The 18,436-nt window shown below is 39.7% G+C and carries 20 protein-coding genes and 2 riboswitches; of the genes, 4 read left to right on the top strand and 16 right to left on the bottom strand.

Annotated features, from left to right (window positions below):
- Positions 1–43: 43 nt before the first annotated feature.
- Entirely contained in the window at positions 44–340 is a 297-nt protein-coding gene (locus tag VZF35_RS18055) for a M15 family metallopeptidase (RefSeq protein WP_407307131.1), read from the bottom strand.
- Complete coding sequence (locus VZF35_RS18050; RefSeq protein WP_407307129.1) at positions 286–870, bottom strand: peptidoglycan-binding protein; 585 nt, start codon at positions 868–870, stop codon at positions 286–288. Before VZF35_RS18050 ends, VZF35_RS18055 begins: the two co-directional genes overlap by 55 nt.
- Positions 871–994: 124 nt before the next feature.
- On the opposite strand from VZF35_RS18050, the gene VZF35_RS18045 reads away from it, so the two are divergent.
- The 4 genes from VZF35_RS18045 to VZF35_RS18030 all read left to right on the top strand — a co-directional run bounded on the left by VZF35_RS18045 (position 995) and on the right by VZF35_RS18030 (position 4,867).
- Positions 995–2,044, top strand: coding sequence for a hypothetical protein (locus VZF35_RS18045; protein ID WP_407307127.1), 1,050 nt, complete (start codon positions 995–997; stop codon positions 2,042–2,044).
- 770 nt (positions 2,045–2,814) lie between these two features.
- Complete coding sequence (locus tag VZF35_RS18040) at positions 2,815–3,144, top strand: FlxA-like family protein (protein WP_407307125.1); 330 nt, start codon at positions 2,815–2,817, stop codon at positions 3,142–3,144.
- A 487-nt stretch (positions 3,145–3,631) separates the two neighbouring features.
- Positions 3,632–4,540, top strand: a complete 909-nt coding sequence (locus VZF35_RS18035) for a class I SAM-dependent methyltransferase (protein WP_407307123.1) — start codon at positions 3,632–3,634, stop codon at positions 4,538–4,540.
- Positions 4,541–4,648: 108 nt separating this feature from the next.
- Positions 4,649–4,867 (top strand): hypothetical protein, encoded by a 219-nt coding sequence (locus tag VZF35_RS18030; RefSeq protein WP_407307121.1) that lies wholly within the window; start codon positions 4,649–4,651, stop codon positions 4,865–4,867.
- Positions 4,868–5,704: 837 nt separating this feature from the next.
- On the opposite strand, the gene VZF35_RS18025 is transcribed toward VZF35_RS18030, so the two are convergent.
- The 14 genes from VZF35_RS18025 to VZF35_RS17960 form a co-directional block, all read right to left on the bottom strand.
- Positions 5,705–5,962 (bottom strand): hypothetical protein, encoded by a 258-nt coding sequence (locus VZF35_RS18025; RefSeq protein WP_407307119.1) that lies wholly within the window; start codon positions 5,960–5,962, stop codon positions 5,705–5,707.
- A 327-nt stretch (positions 5,963–6,289) separates the two neighbouring features.
- Positions 6,290–6,538 (bottom strand): hypothetical protein, encoded by a 249-nt coding sequence (locus VZF35_RS18020; RefSeq protein WP_407307117.1) that lies wholly within the window; start codon positions 6,536–6,538, stop codon positions 6,290–6,292.
- 512 nt (positions 6,539–7,050) lie between these two features.
- Positions 7,051–8,526, bottom strand: coding sequence for an IS1182 family transposase (locus VZF35_RS18015; protein WP_407314430.1), 1,476 nt, complete (start codon positions 8,524–8,526; stop codon positions 7,051–7,053).
- Positions 8,527–8,656: 130 nt separating this feature from the next.
- Positions 8,657–8,785: a hypothetical protein gene (locus VZF35_RS18010; RefSeq protein WP_407307115.1), complete on the bottom strand. Its 129-nt coding sequence runs from the start codon at positions 8,783–8,785 to the stop codon at positions 8,657–8,659.
- A gap of 1,123 nt (positions 8,786–9,908) precedes the next feature.
- Positions 9,909–10,067: a hypothetical protein gene (locus VZF35_RS18005; protein ID WP_407307113.1), complete on the bottom strand. Its 159-nt coding sequence runs from the start codon at positions 10,065–10,067 to the stop codon at positions 9,909–9,911.
- Positions 10,068–10,281: 214 nt separating this feature from the next.
- Entirely contained in the window at positions 10,282–10,803 is a 522-nt protein-coding gene (locus tag VZF35_RS18000; protein WP_407307111.1) for a transposase, read from the bottom strand.
- A gap of 373 nt (positions 10,804–11,176) precedes the next feature.
- Positions 11,177–11,710, bottom strand: a complete 534-nt coding sequence (locus tag VZF35_RS17995) for a cob(I)yrinic acid a,c-diamide adenosyltransferase (protein ID WP_407307109.1) — start codon at positions 11,708–11,710, stop codon at positions 11,177–11,179.
- A 237-nt stretch (positions 11,711–11,947) separates the two neighbouring features.
- Positions 11,948–13,357 (bottom strand): group II intron reverse transcriptase/maturase, encoded by a 1,410-nt coding sequence (gene ltrA, locus VZF35_RS17990; RefSeq protein WP_407305724.1) that lies wholly within the window; start codon positions 13,355–13,357, stop codon positions 11,948–11,950.
- Between the two features lie 179 nt (positions 13,358–13,536).
- On the bottom strand, positions 13,537–13,668 hold the full coding sequence (locus VZF35_RS17985) for a hypothetical protein (RefSeq protein ID WP_407305726.1): 132 nt from the start codon (positions 13,666–13,668) through the stop codon (positions 13,537–13,539).
- Positions 13,669–13,852: 184 nt separating this feature from the next.
- Positions 13,853–14,049, bottom strand: a riboswitch (cobalamin riboswitch).
- A 93-nt stretch (positions 14,050–14,142) separates the two neighbouring features.
- Positions 14,143–15,204 carry an EamA family transporter gene (locus tag VZF35_RS17980; RefSeq protein WP_407307107.1) on the bottom strand — a complete coding sequence of 354 codons (1,062 nt, stop codon included), beginning with the start codon at positions 15,202–15,204 and terminating at the stop codon, positions 14,143–14,145.
- A gap of 57 nt (positions 15,205–15,261) precedes the next feature.
- On the bottom strand, positions 15,262–16,086 hold the full coding sequence (locus VZF35_RS17975) for an energy-coupling factor ABC transporter ATP-binding protein (protein WP_407307105.1): 825 nt from the start codon (positions 16,084–16,086) through the stop codon (positions 15,262–15,264).
- An 18-nt stretch (positions 16,087–16,104) separates the two neighbouring features.
- Positions 16,105–16,884, bottom strand: coding sequence for a cobalt ECF transporter T component CbiQ (gene cbiQ / locus VZF35_RS17970; RefSeq protein ID WP_407307103.1), 780 nt, complete (start codon positions 16,882–16,884; stop codon positions 16,105–16,107).
- A gap of 2 nt (positions 16,885–16,886) precedes the next feature.
- The gene (locus VZF35_RS17965; protein ID WP_407307101.1) at positions 16,887–17,231 is read right to left on the bottom strand and encodes a hypothetical protein; all 345 of its coding nucleotides are present in this window, start codon (positions 17,229–17,231) and stop codon (positions 16,887–16,889) included.
- A complete protein-coding gene (locus VZF35_RS17960; RefSeq protein ID WP_407307099.1) occupies positions 17,218–17,913 on the bottom strand; it encodes an energy-coupling factor ABC transporter permease in 696 nt (231 codons plus the stop codon). The genes VZF35_RS17965 and VZF35_RS17960 overlap by 14 nt, the downstream gene beginning before the upstream one ends.
- A 155-nt stretch (positions 17,914–18,068) precedes the next feature.
- A riboswitch (cobalamin riboswitch) is annotated at positions 18,069–18,258 on the bottom strand.
- Between the last annotated feature and the right edge of the window lie 178 nt (positions 18,259–18,436).

Below are 18,436 nucleotides of genomic sequence, written 5' to 3'. Positions count from 1 at the left end.
AATAAAATAGTTTTTGGTTCACCAAGAATCATTGTAACTATGGTTACCTCGGAGGTCTCCTCCCATTTTGGAGGTCTTCAGTCGTTAACCCAAAGGTATATTGATAATGCGGAAAATCCACAATAGCTTTAAAAGTTCCACCCCACTCCAGACCGACCTGTTCTCCTAAATGTCCCATTAAGATATATAGCCTTTGATCATTTGAAATTTGGTTGTTTACAAAAGGTGCAGCGTCAAATGCTAACCCCCAATTATGATAGGCATCTCCGGCTCTGGCATTACTTACTACTGGACTTGGTAAAGTTCTACCTTGTGCATATAGCCTGCTGACTCGTCCCAACTTCTAAATCCAGTGGTAATTCGGACGTCCAAGTTATGTGCTCTGGTTAAATTCAGAAATTTACTGGCAAGAGAGGCAACGTAAGGATCAAGCGAACTTAAAGATGTAGAGCTTGGTCGGGTTTCAAACTCGTCTGCCGAGTGGGGAGCAAATAGACTTATCCGGGTTCTTGGGTTTACTACTCCTTCTTGAACAAGCGCATGATCGCGCTGGAATCTAAGTACCGTCTCTGCGGTTTTGGGGCCAAACCACCCATCAGGAGTTCCTGAATTATAGCCTAAAGAATTTAGTTTAACTTGTATCATTTTAACTCTTTGTATTAGACTAGTCCATGTGGCAGGACCCACAATACCATCCCTAACCAACTTAATATCATCTTGATAATTCTTTACTACGTCTTCAGTTTTTCGATCGAACAGATAATCTATTACAAAGTTATTATAGTTTTTACCTAAACCGTTTAAATTCATCTCAAGCCTTTTTACATACGGACCTTGAGAACCTAGTCTTAAGGTTGGTAAGTTTGCCATTTATAAAACACCTTTCTCAGAGTATTACTACTATTTTTAATACTATGCGAAAGAAGCTGAAAAGTTCAAGTTGGTAAAAGTAGAGTGCGTTTACCTTAGATGTTTAGGAATAGGGGGGGAGTTTATGTCAGGTGGAACAATTGGGATGTTACTAGCCATAACTTCGGGTTTACTATCTCTAGTTGGGCTAATCTCAATCTTTATATCGATGAATAGCCAACATAATGTTCAACGTAGCCGGGAAATTCTATGGAGTATTTTCACATTACCCTATCAAAAGGAAATATTCCTTGAAAAAGGTGCTATTGGGCAAGAGGTGTTTCGAAAATTCATTTTGTATGAGCAAATCATAAATGAAAAGAATACCTTTTTAAGGAATATTATAATTTTCGCCCAGATCACGTTGGCCTTTTGTGCGTTTATCTGGACAATTATTGCTTATAACCTTTTAGCATATACTTTTTCGCCTGTCGAGCGAAGCATTTTATTTATTGCTTTGTTCTTGGCAGACTCATTAGTTTTGTACTTTATACTAAGAATCCTTGGAGTTCTTAAAAGCATTAGTAAAGTTGGACGACTACCCACAGTTGACGAACTATTAGATGCCGACTCCTTAACCGTTGGATCAAATGTAATTACTTTAGCGGCAGTATCGTCACGCTTGAAAATTATTAATTCCAAGATTTATATTGGATTTCCCATCCCCTTCAAAAATCTTATGGTTCATATGTCAATACATCACTCATTTAGATCTTCGGAAGCTCCAATGGGTAATTATGACTTAGACCTGGCTAATCGGATAAACGAGTTTAAGAAGCTAGACCCTCATGAATTTCAACTTCTTAATGACGACTATTGTTATTATCCTATTTATGAACTAGAGGCCCTAGAAAACGTTGACCATCATGGGACTATTTTCTTTGCTAATGTTGAGTTTATAAGTAAACAAGGTTACGTATCTGTAGAGTTTTACAATAATAAAGAGGCAATCGGTCTTGGCAATGTCAATTTTGTTGTCTACCCTTATACATTTGTCGAACGTTTTATTAATAGAAAAAGTAAGTTAGATCCCTTGAGCCGATATATTAAACGTAGTGGATTAAGTTCCTTAAACTCGGATACCGAATGGATCAATACTCGTAAGAGCTTTATAACTTTATTTAACAAAGAATAAACCGAATACTTCCATAGGTTTCTAAAGAAAATTAAAGGTTCATGGTATATGATTCTTTCTGTGTCAGGTATTGTAATTGGTACCGTTTGTGGCCGTTTATTATGGAAGTTTAACAGTTTATTTCAACCAATAACTAATCTTGGACTTAAAACCTGTTTCGTATGGCGATAAACGCTTCAAAGAGTATTAAGGAAAAATAAGAAGAGTCTGATTTGTAAGCAATATTATCCCAACCTGCTCAATTTGTTGTTAATATCATTTCACTTTTTGGCTACTTCGGAGTATTCCTTGCAATGGCTATTGCTGCTATTCAAGCCACAACAAACTCAATAAAAAATAGCACTAGCGTTTTATTGAACAGCTGCTGTATTGTCATATAATCTTTAGAGTTTTATGAGGTTCGTAAGATAGAGAAAAAGCTATTGATATTAATGTCAATAGCTTAAAGGAACGTAATAAATTTGATGCAGAATACTGAACCTCATGAATCTCAGGTTGTGCTGAACCGTCTGCCGAGCGACACTTGGTCTATGGGAATTCAATCTTTCTAGTAAGAATTGTAATAACATGAGCACTTCCACAGAAACGGCAGGTTTTAGTATTTTTCTGGTTTTTAATAGATAGAGGCAAAGGTTTGTTTCCGGTAAGCTTCTTGCATTTAAAGTTCTAAATATATTTTTACATTGATTATTAATCAATTTTTAATGTTCACATGTTACAATTATTTTGGTTTTATACATAATCGTAGGAAAAACTAAAGAGAGGAAGGAATGGAAGCTTATATGAACATTTCATCAGTTTCTTCTACAGCAAGCGCTTCTTCGTCCGGTAATGACAGCGCAGTAAAACAACTACAAAATCAAATCCTAAATCTTCAGAAGCAAGTAACGGCTGAGGGACAAAGTAAGGATGATGCTAAAACAAAACAGACAAAAGTTCAAGCATTACAAGCTAAAATAGTACAAATTCAAGCTCAAATGCAACAGATCCAATCGAATAGGTCCAACCAAAATAGAAGTAGCAGTCAGACAACACAGACTAATGCAAAAGCTGATTCTGATTCTATTGTAACAAGTAAAAAAGTTGATACTCTAGCTTAACAATGCCATCAGGTGGTTATAATACACAGCTTACAGGACTCCATTTTTAACGGAGTCCTCTATTTTATATACCCATCGTTATACTTTTTGGAGTGATGGTGCGGGGTTTATATAACATGAATGTCCGCGCTGATGGGAAATGTCGAAAGAGTTCAAAAAGAGACAATCCCAACAGAAGACGCACAGACTAGAACTAATCATCAATATTAACAAACATTAAAGAATAAAAGTATGGGGCAACTTCGGGGAAGTTGTCCCAATAAGTGTCTAATTTACATTTTGGGGATTTAGTCAAAATTACCCATGATGTTATCACAAATCTAGAGGGTAGTTACAATGAGGCAAATGTGGATATCATACTACTTTCTTTTCCTGAGAATGGGGAAACCAACTAGTATTGTTAAATAATGTCTTAGGGTAGTTATATATATAGTTTCCCTACCCCTAGAGGCTAAATTACTGATTTATCGGAGGTCTTTCTCTTTTTATGAATACATTTTGGTCAAAAAATATTTTCGGAATTGATTCATTAAAAACAATCCGCGATTTTCGCTTTAACATCAGATTTTCAGAACTGTATTTACAAGTGTTACCTATACAACGTGGTATGAAATTACTTGACTTGGGTTGTGGACCTGGTTCATTTACAAGATGTGTCTACGACTGGTTTCAAGGGGATTTACAGGTTGAAGGACTTGATTTAGACGATGGCTATATTAATTTTTGCACTGAGATAGCCGCGCGGGATCACTACAATATCGCTTACACCGTCGGTGACGCCTGTAATACTTCTTTTTCTAATGAGAGCTTTGAAATCACCACTTCATACACAGTGGCACAACATGTGGAAGATTTATCTTTTTTTAAAGAACAATATAGAATTTTGAAGCATGGAGGCTATATTGTCGTAATGGATGTTGGAGGATATAGCGAAAATATAGCTAGTCAATTAGAGGTGATTCCAATATCTCAGGAGGAATTTAACGTACTATTAGCGCTTAAAATTGTTGATGAGCAGAATAATATTATAAAAGCTAAGCGACATAATAAAAATAGAAAATCTGATTATATGACGATGAATCTCTTGAACGATATGGGTTTTACTGACATTCTCCATCAAAAGATAAAAATATTTGGTAGTCCGGATAATCCCCAATCCGATGATTTTTCGAGGCTAATAATTAACAATTTTTATTCTCATTACATTGATCTAGCAATCTCTATTCTAAACAATGATAATAATAGTGACGATATAAAACATCTTGCGAATATATATATTGATTTGGTAAACGAGAGAAAAGCAAAACGCATTGAAATGTATGAAAACAACAAAAAACTATGGGATAGTATCGAAACAGATGTAAACATTATTATTGCTAAAAAAGGTTTTATATAAGCATCAGTGTTGTGGAGTTTTTTCAAATCTATATATGTTTTTAGCGATGAAGATATTTTAAATTTGTAATAGGTTCTATTAGGAAGGCTGTTCCAACGGATGAGGGCCATGCTAAAGCGCGACGACCTGGTTAAATTCCTAGATGCTGAAGATAAAAAACTTGCAGATATAGACCACGGGGATATTCACGTTATGTACGCAGCTCTCGAACATAATTGTAATATAATTCTTACCGCCAACGTTGATGACTTTCCGAAAAGGCTAGGTAATATCGAGATCATACGTACACGGGGATATTACGAATATTTGGTTGAGAAAAATTTTTAATTAACATGTCAAGATCGTCAACGACCCCTTCAATTCCAATTGTTTTCCCGCCTTTCTATGGGCCGGGCTAGGCCCCCGGCTGGCCTCGGATTACTACCGCGCTGTGCGTAAGGGTATGGCCTTTCCTAGTGCTGCAAGCTCGTATGTGGTTATTGGGTTGTTGTAGGCTGTTAGCTCGTCAAGTGCGGCCTCGGTTAGTTCGTAAATGTATCCACCGTGACGTATTCTCGCTACCCCGTTGGCCCGCGTTATCTCGTCGTTTGTTACCCGGAAAGAGGCGCTTTTTCCATTCAAGACCAATAAAGGGGCTAATGTCCTATTTCAAGATCATAAGATAATGATTATATTTAAATAGATGGATGGTTGTTCGCTTTTAAGCGATTAACATACGCATACTATTCCCCTTTAAACCTCCTTATGCACCCCTCTTCACGAGGGGCTTCTTTTATGAAGAAATAAACTTTTGACCTAACCATTAGAGCCACTTTCCCCATTATAAGGTTTAACACACTCTTCATTAAAAGTTCATAGAATGGTAACAACTATAGTTTATGATGAGACTATAGACAATACATAAAGGTTTGCATGAACAATTTCTCAAAAAAGGATGTAGTTTATAAATGAAATTAATCATTCTTCTACTGTTGGTTGGTATTGTACCCTCCTTATCGAGAGCATTGCTTTATAGCGAATAAGAACATCATAACAACAGACAGTTATCCGCTAGGCGGTTAACATATAGACCTTTTTTTGCCTATCCTCCTATACTACCCTCCTAGTGAGGGAATTTTTTTGCGATGAAATAGCCCCCGGCATTGCCGAGGGCCTTTTCGTGTATCAGGTATGTATTTTGTAAGCCGTAGATTTCTTTGTCCGTAACTTAGTTGTAGTCGGCTTAACCGTCTTAGTCGACTTGTGAACTGTTAACTTAGTAGCTTTGCTGCTTGCCTGGTTTTGATGATGCGTGCTTTTGTTATTGTGGAAGGTTCTTGTCTGGGGAATTCTATAATTAGGAGCAGGTGTGGCACTGGCGATACTGGCTGTTCCAAGTAATAAGGTAATTGTCATAAGTGCGATTCCAGCAATTCGTTTCATTTAGCTCATCTCCTAAAGTGTGATGAGCTTATTATGTGCTGGGATTGGGTAGTTATGCATTGTATCCCATCCATATGAGTTTGATTTGATTTGCAACCACTTCTACGAGGAACGACCAGTTATACCTAAACTCTTCAGTTGATAGCACAACCCCATCATGTAAAAAATAGGCTATTTCTCGGATTTGAAAAAATTGTCCATATTACAACCAGGTGTTTCTCCTACAACTGTATAATAACCAGAACTCCGGGCAAAATGACCTTGTAATAATCAATCTTCCTGCTTGGACTTCCATCGAACGGTGGGAGTCTTTTTAATGCGCACGTTTTAAATCTTATATAGAAACCATTTGCAGGTATTCAATTCGTACTTGAGCTGAAATTGCCTCATTTGTCCATGAATCTCGCTCTGGCACTCATATACCTTCATCCGGTTACCCGCAAGTTTTTCTTCAGACATTCGGATAATCATCTCAACCTTAACGACATTTCCGTCATGCCGGAAGCGGATCGCCCGTGGCATCCCTGGAATATCGAACCAAGCAATCATTTCTATTGGGGCCATAACTATTTTCATTTAAATTCCCCTCCAAGAACTAATAATAGAATATATGTTCTGATTTTACCAAAACGATTGTTCTTGGTAAAGGATTTTTGTTTACCAAATTATTACAATATCTTATTGCTTATCTTTAAATGCCAGAGCGAGATTAACGGAGAGATGAAGCCGTTCGAGCTTAAGTATGAACTGAATACTTGTAAGTGGTTTCTTTGGACGATGTAGAATGATAGAATAGTAAGGCCCCAGCAATTAAGCTGAGGTCTTTTCCGTTCTATAATGAAAAGGAGGAGTAGTTTTGTCAATGGCATTTTCTCTAAAAATAAATGGGGGTAGTGCTGGTAGCAGATAGGTGGATGCGCCATGATAGTTCAAAACTCTGACACAGGAAAAACCGGAGCAGTTTTGGAGGCCGCTGAAAAAGAATCAAATTTTATAACCTACCAATAAAAAAGGAACCAGGAGCTGGGACAATTCGGGAGAATTGCTCATCTTCTGGTTCCTTTTTAACCCCGATTAATATTTATTTACTATTTGTCTCTCATTAAGGTTATTATTCTCTTCAGATTAACCGCAAATATTGTTGTTGCCCCTTGTAAACGCATACCAGATAGACCTGAGGCAGATGCAACATCGTACCCATGTCTATGTTTTAGTTCACTATTTTTCGCCTCTATCTTATAGCGTTCCTTGGATTCTTCTTTGAAGAACTCACTTTCTTGAAATGCAGCCTGCTCCTCATGGATATGGTGCTTAATCGTCACGGAATAAGATTTTGTTTTTGCCCCTTCTTTGTAGCATCCAGCCTTAAAAGTGCAAGTTTTACACGTTTCTACATCAAAAAAGTAGGATTCAACAGTTCCCAAACCATCTTTTGCATGCTTTTTGGAGCGAGTACTTGTTTTTTTAAAGCTCATATGTCCAGCCTTACAGACATACCTATCGGCATCTTTATTAAATTCAAAATCATTGGGATTTGTGCGGCCAGCCTTAACATGGGTTACGGTTTTGCTTAATTTAGAGACTAAGTTAATATTGTGGTTTTTAGCATAGGTAATATTCTCTTTCTCTGAATAAGCTGTATCGCCTATTATACCTCTTACTTTAATACCTGCCTGTTTGCTTTTCTCTGCTAATTCTTGGAGTTGCTTACCATCGTGTTTTTCACCGGATGTAACAACTGCAGCGGTTATGATTCTCTCTTTAGTCATTGCGATATGTGTTTTGTATCCAAAAAATGAAGTATCTGCTGTTTTATGACCAACCTTAGCATCAGTATCTTTTGACAATAGACTTAAACGCTCAATGTCATCTTCAACGAGCTCTTTTAGCATATTTAACTTTTCCCTAACAGCAGGATAGCTAGAAATGGCTTCTGTAGATTCTATTACCGCTATTAGCTTTTGGCAATAGTCCAGTTCATCTTCCAGTAATCCATTATTAACCTTAGGAGGGAATTGTTCCTTCATCGTTTCATCTATGGCATAGACTGTTTTACGCAGCCTTTTTGAATACTCAACTAGGTTTTCCCGTGGTGATTTCTGATTGTATCTAGCCTTTGTATGGGTGGAATCTACAATAATAGATTCGCTTTTTATGATTCCTTGTTCCAAGGCGATTTCCACTGTCTTATTGATTAATAGATCAAGTAAGTTTGAATCTTTTAGCCGCAACCTTCTAAATTTCGTTAATGAGCTTGCATCGATAACTTCTTCTTCTGGGGCCATACCCAAGAAATACTTAAATGACATATCGTATTTTGATCGTTCAACGACATCAACATCTGAAATGTCGAAAATACTTTTCAGCAAAAGATATTTAAACATTCTTACGGGGTCGATGGCACCACGTCCATTATTTTGGCAATAGACATTTGCTAACTCGTCATAGATAAATGTAAAGTCCACCAATTCATTCATCTGACGCAATAAGTTATCTTTTGGTACAATTAACTCATATAATTCTATGTAAGGACTCAGGACCAGGTTAGTTTGCCTTTTTATCATCGAATCACCCGCTTGTGTTAGTACTTTAATTGTATCAAAAAGAGAGCTGGAATTACTTATTTTCATAATTCCAGCTCTCTTTTATTTTTCAAATTAACTTTTTCAGCGGCCTCCAGTTTTGGTCTATTTTTTAGAAAATAACTCCTAAGGCGATAAGAATTAAAATTGCAATTGCAATAATTCCTACCCCTACGCTACGACCAACGCCGCCATATACTGGGGTAGGGCAACATGCCCCGCCATAACCCATTCCGTACATTAATATTTCCTCCTTCTAAATTAGAATACGATTCCCAATGCGATAAGCAGAAGAATAATTACAACAACGATTGCGATTCCTTCTCCAAAATGGTGTCTAGGTCTGCAATCTACATCAACACCGCCGAATGCCATTTGCGTTACCTCCTTTGCTAAGAGATAGTACATAATATGTACAATATGGTAAATATGGTACATAATTGGAAATAAAATAAGCCGATGAGAATTTGGTTTGATGATGGGTAATATCTAGTTTTTATCCCATCTATGGAAGATGTAGCATTTGGACGACTTAGGTAATAAGATATATTGCCATTTGTTAAATCACTTTCCCTTTCAACCCTCATCGACGATGGGGGCCTTTTTTGTAAGTACGTAAGCATAATTACCCTAATCTCGGGTAAAATAATCTTGCTGTGACTTACTTTTTTATATCCTCTTTATGCTTTGCTCTCATCGGAAACGGTTGGGAGTTTTTTTATGCATAAAAAGTTCAACTTCGGGCAAGCTAAGATAGCACCATCTAATTTCAGTATCGTTCCCATCAGTAATGGTGGGGGCCTATTTAGTTTTCCACTTAATAATGGAATAACACATTAAATATTAGGTAAAATGATCTTGTCGTTAACCTATTTTTTCTTCTTTTATCCTCTTTCTAACTCCCTTCAGAAATGATGAGGAGTTCTTTTTTTGTCATATACATCCGGCATAATAACCAAGAACTCGATCATAATATCTTACTGTACCTCCGCCTTTTCTTTTCACGGACTCCCCATCGGACGCAAGGTGGGGAGTTCTAATTATGTAAAATAAATAGACCTCAGCCTTCGCTAAGATCTACTTTCGGCCTCCTCAACAACCTCCTGCATCTAAAAATCCGCCAACAATTAGGGCAGATAAAGCTTATGCTAGATGTGGATATTAGCTTTACCCAGTGCTTTACTATGGTGTATTTATGACAATGAGGGCAGCGTAGAGGCATGGCGTTTATTTCGTCTAGGTTCATGGGCACCTCACGATAGTTTTGGTTAGTATTACACCTTGCGGACCTTAAAATAAGCAAAGAAAAAGCTCTCGGCAATATGGCTGAGAGCGTGAATTTATCTTATATTTTCTTACTTTCATCAAAAAACGGTATCGCCAATTACTGGGGAGCTCTTTGTTTTCCCTTGATTTTCAGCAGCATCGTCTTTTAATGCATTATAAGCCCGTTCCAACTGTGAATACTTATCTTTAAGTTCTTCTAACTCATTGGCTGAAGTTTCTGCATCTTTGTTGTTCAAAACATAAAACCTCCTTAAATATATTTACCCTAAAACAGTATTTCCGGAAATATAGGATTTGAGTTTCGCACCCTACAAAATCTCTTAAATACAATTTCCTGTTAGCCTTCATTTAAGGATATTTTGCCCATCATTAAGTTTAACTGGCCTTTTCGAGGTTCTTTAGCTGATTATTTAAAAATGAATTCTCGAAAAGCTCTTTCAAGTATTGATATTAAGGGGAATTCTTAAATTCCAAAATGTCCACAATACCAGACTTGGCGATGCCTGTGATTACGACTTGTAACAACTCATCGAATAATTCCCAGAGTCGCTCAGCCAAATTCTTCTCAAGGAGGTCATCTTTAATAGCGGCAAATAACCCATCTAAAGACTCGTAGGCGTTAACTCGCCTAAAATAGGCCAACAGACTATAGATTATATAGCAGGTTGTTACATGGGCAATTTGAGCATCAAAATCCCTCGATTGGCAAGACCCTAACTTTAAGTACTGTTTAGTTTCCTTGAAGAATACTTCTATAGTCCATCGGACGCTGTAAATCTCCATCATGCCTAGGAATCCGAGGGAAGTATCCGTTGAGAGAAACAATCGCCACTTCTTTTGATAAGGAAAACGACAGTAATAGAGTTTGACTTTGCCGATCCCTTCGTAATCAACTCTGACTTCAAAGTAACGGGTATTCCGCTTACGGCAACGGTTAATCACACTAGCTGACGACGATTTTGGACCAGACATTGACGGAGATGATTTTTAGTCATCGCCGCCAATGTCGATAGCATTTCATACCGTTTTCTATAGGGGTCCCGCCAACAATCTTATTGTAAAAACAGCTACTACAAGTGCAATATTCAAATTGTATTGTTGTATGGGCAATCCCAAATTCCTCGTAGCAGGAATGCACAACGAACATTGCTTCTTGGGGTCCCGCCAACATTTTAACGGAAATATACGTTAAGACATATATTGGAAGATGAAAGCCGGCTTTTTATGCTCACTCTCTTAATAAACATTCACACGATTGTCGATGTCAATATCGGATATATATACCCGTTGTTCTGAAGTGTTAACTTCAAAAATAGCTACCCCTAATAGGAGCTACCTCTTACGTTTAGTACTCTATTCCTTCTCGCGCCATTATGCCCTTTTTTATGGGATGTTTGCGAGCAGTTATTTCCGAGACATAATCAGCCAACTCGATCAGCTCTAATGGAGCATCCCTCCCTGTCAGAACGAGTTCCAGTTCTGGTGGCTTGATCTTAAGAATCTCGACTACTTCCTCTAGTGGAAGGAAACCGCAATTCACAGCGGCCATAATCTCGTCCATGATGATCAAATCCCATTCTCCACTCATGACAGCCTCAATAGTGTAGTTCAAACCAATCCGCATTTCGCCCTTTATTCCGCCCATCTCTTCGGCTGTCATTTCCCAGGTGAATTTATCATTCTCTTTGTTGTATTTAAAGAGTTGAAAGCGCGGTCCTAAGTCAGCGATGGTCTTCATTTCACCTGTTGACCATCCTTTTAGAAACTGAGCCATGAATACATTAAGTCCCTGTCCATATGCCCTGATACCTAACCCGACTGCCGCTGTCGTCTTTCCTTTTCCTGTACCAGTATAAATATGAATGAGCCCTTGTCGCATGCTATTTCTCCTTCATTATTAAATGTTATACGCTTCAACCATCAACCTTGTAACACTACCTAGCTCTAAGGATTCCGAACATGGCAAAATCCCTGATAAATAATATTTGATCCAACTTACTCTCCAGAAGATAGGCCATCTAGGTAATCGGGTAGGAGGCTGATCATTAATTGATCAGCCGACCTCCCACAGCACCGTACGTACCGTTCGGTATACGGCGCTTCCAAAGTTTATACATTATTTCGCAGAATAACATTCACTAAAACTAAGGTATCCGATTCGTCTGAAACGCTCATTGGATAGAGCTTTTGTCAGAATAGGGCTATGGGCAACGCGCCAATAGCCTTTTCTTGTGTTTGCCCACATCCATGCTTGTTCCTTGGTAATGCCCGCTTTCTTCAGGTTCTCAAACCTTGTTCGGGTTTTCTTCCATCGCTTCCAAGTTGCCATTCGTATGCGACTTCTCGTCCATTCATCCAGGTCCTTGAGTAGGTTCTTTGCATCGGCAGGTTTGAAGTAATTCGTCCAGCCTCGTACTACTTGATTGAGTTTAGTTCTGCGCTCTTCGATTCCCATCCCATTGCTACGCCCAGTAACTCCTCGGATTTTATCCTTAAGCTTCTGGATGCTTTTTGGGTGGATTCTCAGGCGCCCTTCTCCCCTGTAAATGTAAAAGCTATATCCCAAAAACTTGACATAGTTTACATGAGCGACCTTCGTTTTCTCCCTATTTACCTTCAGAAATAGTTTCCCTTCGATATAAGGGAGAATGTGATCAAGTGTTCGTTTTGCCGCCTTTTTACTTTTGCAGAAGATCATCATATCGTCTGCATAACGTACAAAGTGGTGTTTCCGCTTTCCCAGTTCGTGGTCACATTCGTTAAGCATTATGTTGCCAAGTAATGGGCTCAGGGGGCCTCCTTGTGGTACACCTTCTGGACTTTCTTCAAACATTCCATTGGTCATAACTCCTGCTTTCAGGAATTTGTGAATCAGCGATACGACCCGGCCATCTCTTATCGTCTCCGACAAAATTTGGATAAGCTTACTTTGGTTTACCGTATCGAAATATTGGGCCAAATCCATATCAACTACATATTTGTAACCTACTGTTATATAGGTTTGGCATCTTCTTAATGCCCCATGGGCACTACGATTCGGTCGAAATCCAAAACTATTGTCTGAAAACTGTTTCTCAAAGATGGGACTTAGAACTTGAGTTATCGCTTGTTGAATTAACCTGTCTAAGACGGTGGGTATTCCTAGTTTTCTGGTCTTTCCGTTCTCTTTGGGTATTTCTACCCTCCGTACGGGTTTTGGACGGTATTTACCATCCCGGAGAGATTGCAATAGTTCATCCTTGTGTTCTTTCAAAAAGGGTAGAAGTTCATCTACCTGCATACCATCAATTCCACCTGCGCCCTTGTTTCTTTTAACCTGCCTATAGGCCTGGTTTAGATTTTCAGTGCTAAGGATTTGCTCAAGCAACCCATTCGTCTGCTCATTTGTGTTGGTGTTGTCGGTTTCAGTCATCTTAGGTAGCTCGCACACTTCTGCATACTCTTTCTGTTCCGCAGATACCCTTTGCAGATAGTCTTCAATTCGAAGTTGTCTGTGTTTTAAATTACCACTTTCAGTAACTTTCATTGACCCACACCTCCTTTGGTTCAGCCCTTCCGTCGGTGTCTAGATCACCTCTGTACTATGGCTTCTGCTGACTCCTCACGATAAATCTTGTTTCAACCGGGTTTCTTACTCTGTTTCCACCCGTCCGTGAGGCCTCCCACGGTAAGACGATTCACTTTCATTCCATGTACCCGCAACATTTACGCTGGCGTGTCTGTGTAGCTTTTGGGCTTTAACTTGTCGTGCAGTCTTACCCCACGTTTTGCGCCTGATGCTGTTCGTGTTCCTCGGGTCAGAATTTTGCCGCCGGCTTCCTTCAGATTCCACCTCACGATGGACACCCTTGCCTTAAGCTAATGGTTGGTCGCTACATACCCCCATATCGGACTTTCACCGTCTAGTTAATCGTCATGCGTGGCGCACACGAAAAAACCTCCCGACAGTAAATGTCAAGAGGTTCCAAAATAGCACTGGCTATGTTCGGTACACACTTCACACCCCCTATACAACGTAGAGTAATGGTGTACAAATACAGGCAGGTTTCCTGGCTTAAGCGTCATCACCCTCCTAACCTTCCCGGTTCCCCAGTGGTCTTCTAGGAGGATTCTTCTTTTACAGTGGCGTGACCGCGTGGGATTTTCACCCAACTTCTCTTTTAACCGTTCGTCATTCATCATCGGAACTTGAACGGCACCTGGATTGTTTTATTAAATTACCTTTACCAATATGGAATTTTTCGTCAAAGCAATAACGTATTAACAGTTGCTCGCATGTTTGCTGCGCTTCGCTGGTATTTACCCCTAGTTTTAGTGTTCATGCCTGTGGTGAATATCAGGTGTGTGAGGATGTTTGTGAACGATTAGTTCTTGTTCATGAACATGGGAGTGGCCTCCCCATTTAGGCAATTCTTCTTTAAGATGACGATGAATATGGTGGCTATCGTGAGAATGCCTATGTTCATGTACAGTGGGTTTATGTTCGTGTAAATGATCATGATCTTCCATTAACAATAGAACTGCACCGATAGACATAATTGGAAGTGAGAGGAAAAATAACGAGGTTAGGTTTTCTTTAAATATGACCACCGATAATAGCGTTCCCACGAAAGGCGCAGCTCCAAACAAGGCACTTGCCCTTGTCGACCCCAGTTCTCTCATCGCTCGGATAAACAGAATAATGCTTAACCCATAACTGAAGCAGCCGAGTAACATGGCTTCAATAACAGAACCAATCGAAGGGAACGAATAACCCAAAACGAGGGACAAAATAAGAGAGAAAGTACCAGCGCTTAATCCTTTAATCATTACAATTGAAAGGGGGTCTTTTGCAGATACATTGCGTGTGAAATTATTATCCATTCCCCAAAGAATACAAGCACTGATAACCCCGACAGCACCGATTGACAGACCCCACTGTCCGGATGAATTCCATGATAGCAGGATAATCGCCAATGTAATCAATAGTACAGCACTCCATATACGCTTTCCAACTGCCTCTTTGAATACGACAACTGCAATTAAGGTTGTTGCTACTCCCTCAAAATTTAGTAGAAGTGAAGCCGTGGCTGCAGGTGTATTCTTAAGACTGAACATCAATACAATCGGAGCTATAATCCCTCCCACAAGTACAGCACCGGTTATCCATGGCCAATCATTTTTGGTAAGTCTTGCTTCAGCACTGAAACTGGTGTCTGAACTTTGGACGTATCTCAGTAAAAAGAGTCCTATACCACTGCCAAGATATAGAAATGATACCATTAGAGTTGGGGCTATTTCACCCAAAAGTAGTTTTGAAATTGGAGTACTGGCCCCAAATAAAGCACCAGCAACTAGGGCTTTTAGCATTGATGCAATATTTCTATTCTTCATTTTTAGTACCTCTTGTGAGGAAAGTAATTTTCTACCCATTCAGTAATTCCTTGTAAATTATACTATTTCAAAAAGATTTTTGGCTTGGCCAATAGTTAAGGGCAGGTTGTCTATATTTAAAAAACCATCCCGTGCGAGAAGTTCCGCCAAATGCGCTACCCTAGGTAAGCGCAAATCGATCTTACGAATTACCTCTTTATGTTTAAAAACCTCTGCTGTAGTGCCTCCCGAGACAATTTCCCCTTTGCTTAAAAGATACACTCTGTCAGCCAGCAAGGGGACAATATCAACATCATGGGTAGCAAAGATTAGGGTAATACCAAGATCACGGTTAATGGTATTGAGTAACCTAATAAGTTTACTAACACCACGTGGGTCCAGAGCAGCAGTAGGTTCGTCCAAAACCAAAACTTCGGGTTTCATAGCCAGTACGCTAGCCAGAGCAATTCGCTTTTTCTCACCTCCGCTTAAATTATGAGGACTTTTAGCCTCGTAACCCTGCATGCCCACAACTTCTAAAGCCCAGGCTATCGCATCTTCTAAAGCTTGACCGAAAATACGCATGTTCATCAGGCCATAGGCAATTTCCTGACGAACCGACGAATTGAAAAGTTGGTCATCAGGGTCCTGAAAAACCATACCAATGCTACGGCGAATTTCCGGTAAATTTTCTTTTTGTACAGGTAGGTTTTTTACCGTAACCGTCCCGGAGGTTGCTTGTAATAGACCATTAAAAAGTTGGAAAAGAGTTGATTTTCCTGCTCCATTCGGTCCCAGAATGGCAATTCTTTCGCCCTTCGATATATTCAGGTTGACATTCTTAAGTGCCTGGTGACCGTCATTGTAAGTATAGCTAACTCCCGAAACCTTGATAAGTTCCATGTCTGTTCCTTTCTTCTACTAAATTATTATGTTTAAAATCACTAGGAGTACCAATAAGGCGAGACCAAGCAAGCCAATCTGCCAATCAGTTGCGGATAAAGGTACAGTAAAAAAGTCAGCACCGGTACTATCTTCATTGTATCCTCTGGAAAGCATTGCTTTATAAATTCTAATACTACGATCCAATGAATTCGTTAAGACATAACCTGCCACCTTACCGATATCCCGGGCCTGATGCAGCCATGAGCTACTGTCGCCCATTCGGCTCAGCTGTGCTCGTCTCATGTTATGACTGGTTTCAGTCAAAATAAAAACATAGCGATACATCATGGCGGCAAGATCAATCATCAGATTAGGAACTTTACATAGGCGTAGGGTTTCTAGAATCTCGATCATGGGAGTGCTAAAAGAGAGAATACTACCTAACGTTACAGCAGCCATAATACGAAGTACTATAAGAAAACCTAACGTTAAGCCTTCCTGGTAGGCAGTGAGTCTAAACGGCCCAAGGGAAATAACCAATAAAGCATGACTGCCATTCGTAAAGATTAGGCTGAGGAATACCAACCAAGCTACCCCGAAAGGGATATATAGGCGGATGAACAGGTGCCGCCACGGCAGGCTCATAGTACGGAAAGAAGCCAGGGTGACCAGCCAGAGGCCGGCCACCAAATACCAATGATTGAGAAGAGTTGAGACAATGATGGCACTCAGAAATAATACGGTTTTTACCCGGCCATCCCAACGATGCAACGGACTATCAGCGGCGGTAATTTTGTCCAAGACAGCCAATTCCATAGTCATTCCACCTCTAAGGATTGTTCTTCATTCGTTGGTTTGCCGAAAAGCTTTTCCCAATGGTGACCAACGATTAAGCCAGCAAAGAAGTTGGCAACGGAAAAGGCTCCTACTTGGGCATCACCCGGTAATTCTGCGAAGGGATGATGTTCCCCTTGGGTTACCTTTGTGGCTAGATTGTTTACCAAGTCATCGGTACCACCAGCCTCCATGTCATGACTCGCCATATATTTGCCCGCCCCGAAAATGAAAAGCAATAGGACGAACATTACGGATAGCATGATTTTAGTAAATGAATCGAACCATTGAATTTGCTGGTTTGATGTCTGTTCTTTAGTGATTGACATTTAGTTTTACCTCCTGGTTGGATTTTTGGCGAAGTTTAATCCCAGGCAGCAAATCCGGTCGACGATTAACCATGACTTGAAGAACTGCTGCGGTAAAGACAGCTTCAGCTATGGCTAGAGGCAATTGGGTGGGGCCATAACCCATAAAAAAGATCATCCATTGTTTAAGCAAAGGAACATGACCGTGTAAACTAAGGGCAAGCTCAAAAGAACTCGTTAAATAGGTCAATATGTCACCAACGAAACCCGCTACCCCAGCGGCCAACCAGAGAGGACTTCGTAGGGAACGTAAAATCTTCCAACTTAAGTAACCAGAAATACCTCCCACAATTCCCATGGAAAAGGTGTTAGCACCAATGGTTGTGATACCACCATGGCCCAAAAAGATAGCCTGAAAAAAGAGAACAATAGCGGAAATTACGGCAGTTGCTAAAGGGCCGACAATAATTGCAGCTAGAGGGGTACCACAAGGATGGGAACAAGAACCTGTCACTGGCACTGGCAAGTGCATCGCCGAAATAACAAATACCGCCACACCAGTCATAGCCAAGAAAGGTTTATAGGATAAGTTTTCTTTGACCTTCTTTTTAATTTCTCTTATGCCTGGGATAATAAATGCGGTAGTGACAGCGTACCATGAACCCCAAGCTAAGGGAGATAAAATACCATCTTCAATATGCATTGCAAAAAACCTCCAATTAATTAACGATCTCGAAGTAAGAAATTATGAGAAGGACAATAAAAAAACCCTTCACCAACAGAAGGGTTAAAAGTTCAACCAGTATCAGGTAAGATTACCAAAAACACAAGTATACACCTCCCTAACATCCCGTAGGTAGTTTCGACTTCGGTATGAGCAGGTCTCCTGGCTCAAGATCATCATCAACTCACGTCTTCCCGGATAAATCCCAGTGACACTATGCGAGTTAACTCCCTTTTACAGTGGCGGGTACCGCGTCAGCTTCTACTGACTTCCCTTTTCAATTCCTTCCCTCAGGAAAGAATCACTCATCCCTTGATATTTAATTATTTTTAATTGTAACACAACTCAAGATAGTCTGTCTAGATTATTCGAAGTCCAAAATCCTCCGTGTATGGTAACTGATTTAATCTATACGTTTGCTGGTGGTGACACTCCGCTGGTACTACCCCTTATTGCACTTTTTTACATGAATCGTTGCCCAACGTGGGATTACTTTCCTGAT

The sequence above is a fragment of the Desulfosporosinus paludis genome (assembly GCF_045689965.1).
GTDB lineage: Bacteria > Bacillota > Desulfitobacteriia > Desulfitobacteriales > Desulfitobacteriaceae > Desulfosporosinus > Desulfosporosinus paludis.
This window is presented reverse-complemented; position numbering and strand designations above follow the sequence as displayed.

Coding starts and splice junctions, on each gene's coding strand:
- VZF35_RS18050 (WP_407307129.1), bottom strand. CDS start 870: ATGGCAAACTTACCAACCTTAAGACTAGGTTCTCAAGGTCCGTATGTA.
- VZF35_RS18045 (WP_407307127.1), top strand. CDS start 995: ATGTCAGGTGGAACAATTGGGATGTTACTAGCCATAACTTCGGGTTTA.
- VZF35_RS18040 (WP_407307125.1), top strand. CDS start 2,815: ATGGAAGCTTATATGAACATTTCATCAGTTTCTTCTACAGCAAGCGCT.
- VZF35_RS18035 (WP_407307123.1), top strand. CDS start 3,632: ATGAATACATTTTGGTCAAAAAATATTTTCGGAATTGATTCATTAAAA.
- VZF35_RS18030 (WP_407307121.1), top strand. CDS start 4,649: ATGCTAAAGCGCGACGACCTGGTTAAATTCCTAGATGCTGAAGATAAA.
- VZF35_RS18025 (WP_407307119.1), bottom strand. CDS start 5,962: ATGAAACGAATTGCTGGAATCGCACTTATGACAATTACCTTATTACTT.
- VZF35_RS18020 (WP_407307117.1), bottom strand. CDS start 6,538: ATGAAAATAGTTATGGCCCCAATAGAAATGATTGCTTGGTTCGATATT.
- VZF35_RS18015 (WP_407314430.1), bottom strand. CDS start 8,526: ATGATAAAAAGGCAAACTAACCTGGTCCTGAGTCCTTACATAGAATTA.
- VZF35_RS18010 (WP_407307115.1), bottom strand. CDS start 8,785: ATGTACGGAATGGGTTATGGCGGGGCATGTTGCCCTACCCCAGTATAT.
- VZF35_RS18000 (WP_407307111.1), bottom strand. CDS start 10,803: ATGTCTGGTCCAAAATCGTCGTCAGCTAGTGTGATTAACCGTTGCCGT.
- VZF35_RS17995 (WP_407307109.1), bottom strand. CDS start 11,710: ATGCGACAAGGGCTCATTCATATTTATACTGGTACAGGAAAAGGAAAG.
- ltrA (WP_407305724.1), bottom strand. CDS start 13,357: ATGAAAGTTACTGAAAGTGGTAATTTAAAACACAGACAACTTCGAATT.
- VZF35_RS17980 (WP_407307107.1), bottom strand. CDS start 15,204: ATGAAGAATAGAAATATTGCATCAATGCTAAAAGCCCTAGTTGCTGGT.
- VZF35_RS17975 (WP_407307105.1), bottom strand. CDS start 16,086: ATGGAACTTATCAAGGTTTCGGGAGTTAGCTATACTTACAATGACGGT.
- cbiQ (WP_407307103.1), bottom strand. CDS start 16,884: ATGGAATTGGCTGTCTTGGACAAAATTACCGCCGCTGATAGTCCGTTG.
- VZF35_RS17965 (WP_407307101.1), bottom strand. CDS start 17,231: ATGTCAATCACTAAAGAACAGACATCAAACCAGCAAATTCAATGGTTC.
- VZF35_RS17960 (WP_407307099.1), bottom strand. CDS start 17,913: ATGCATATTGAAGATGGTATTTTATCTCCCTTAGCTTGGGGTTCATGG.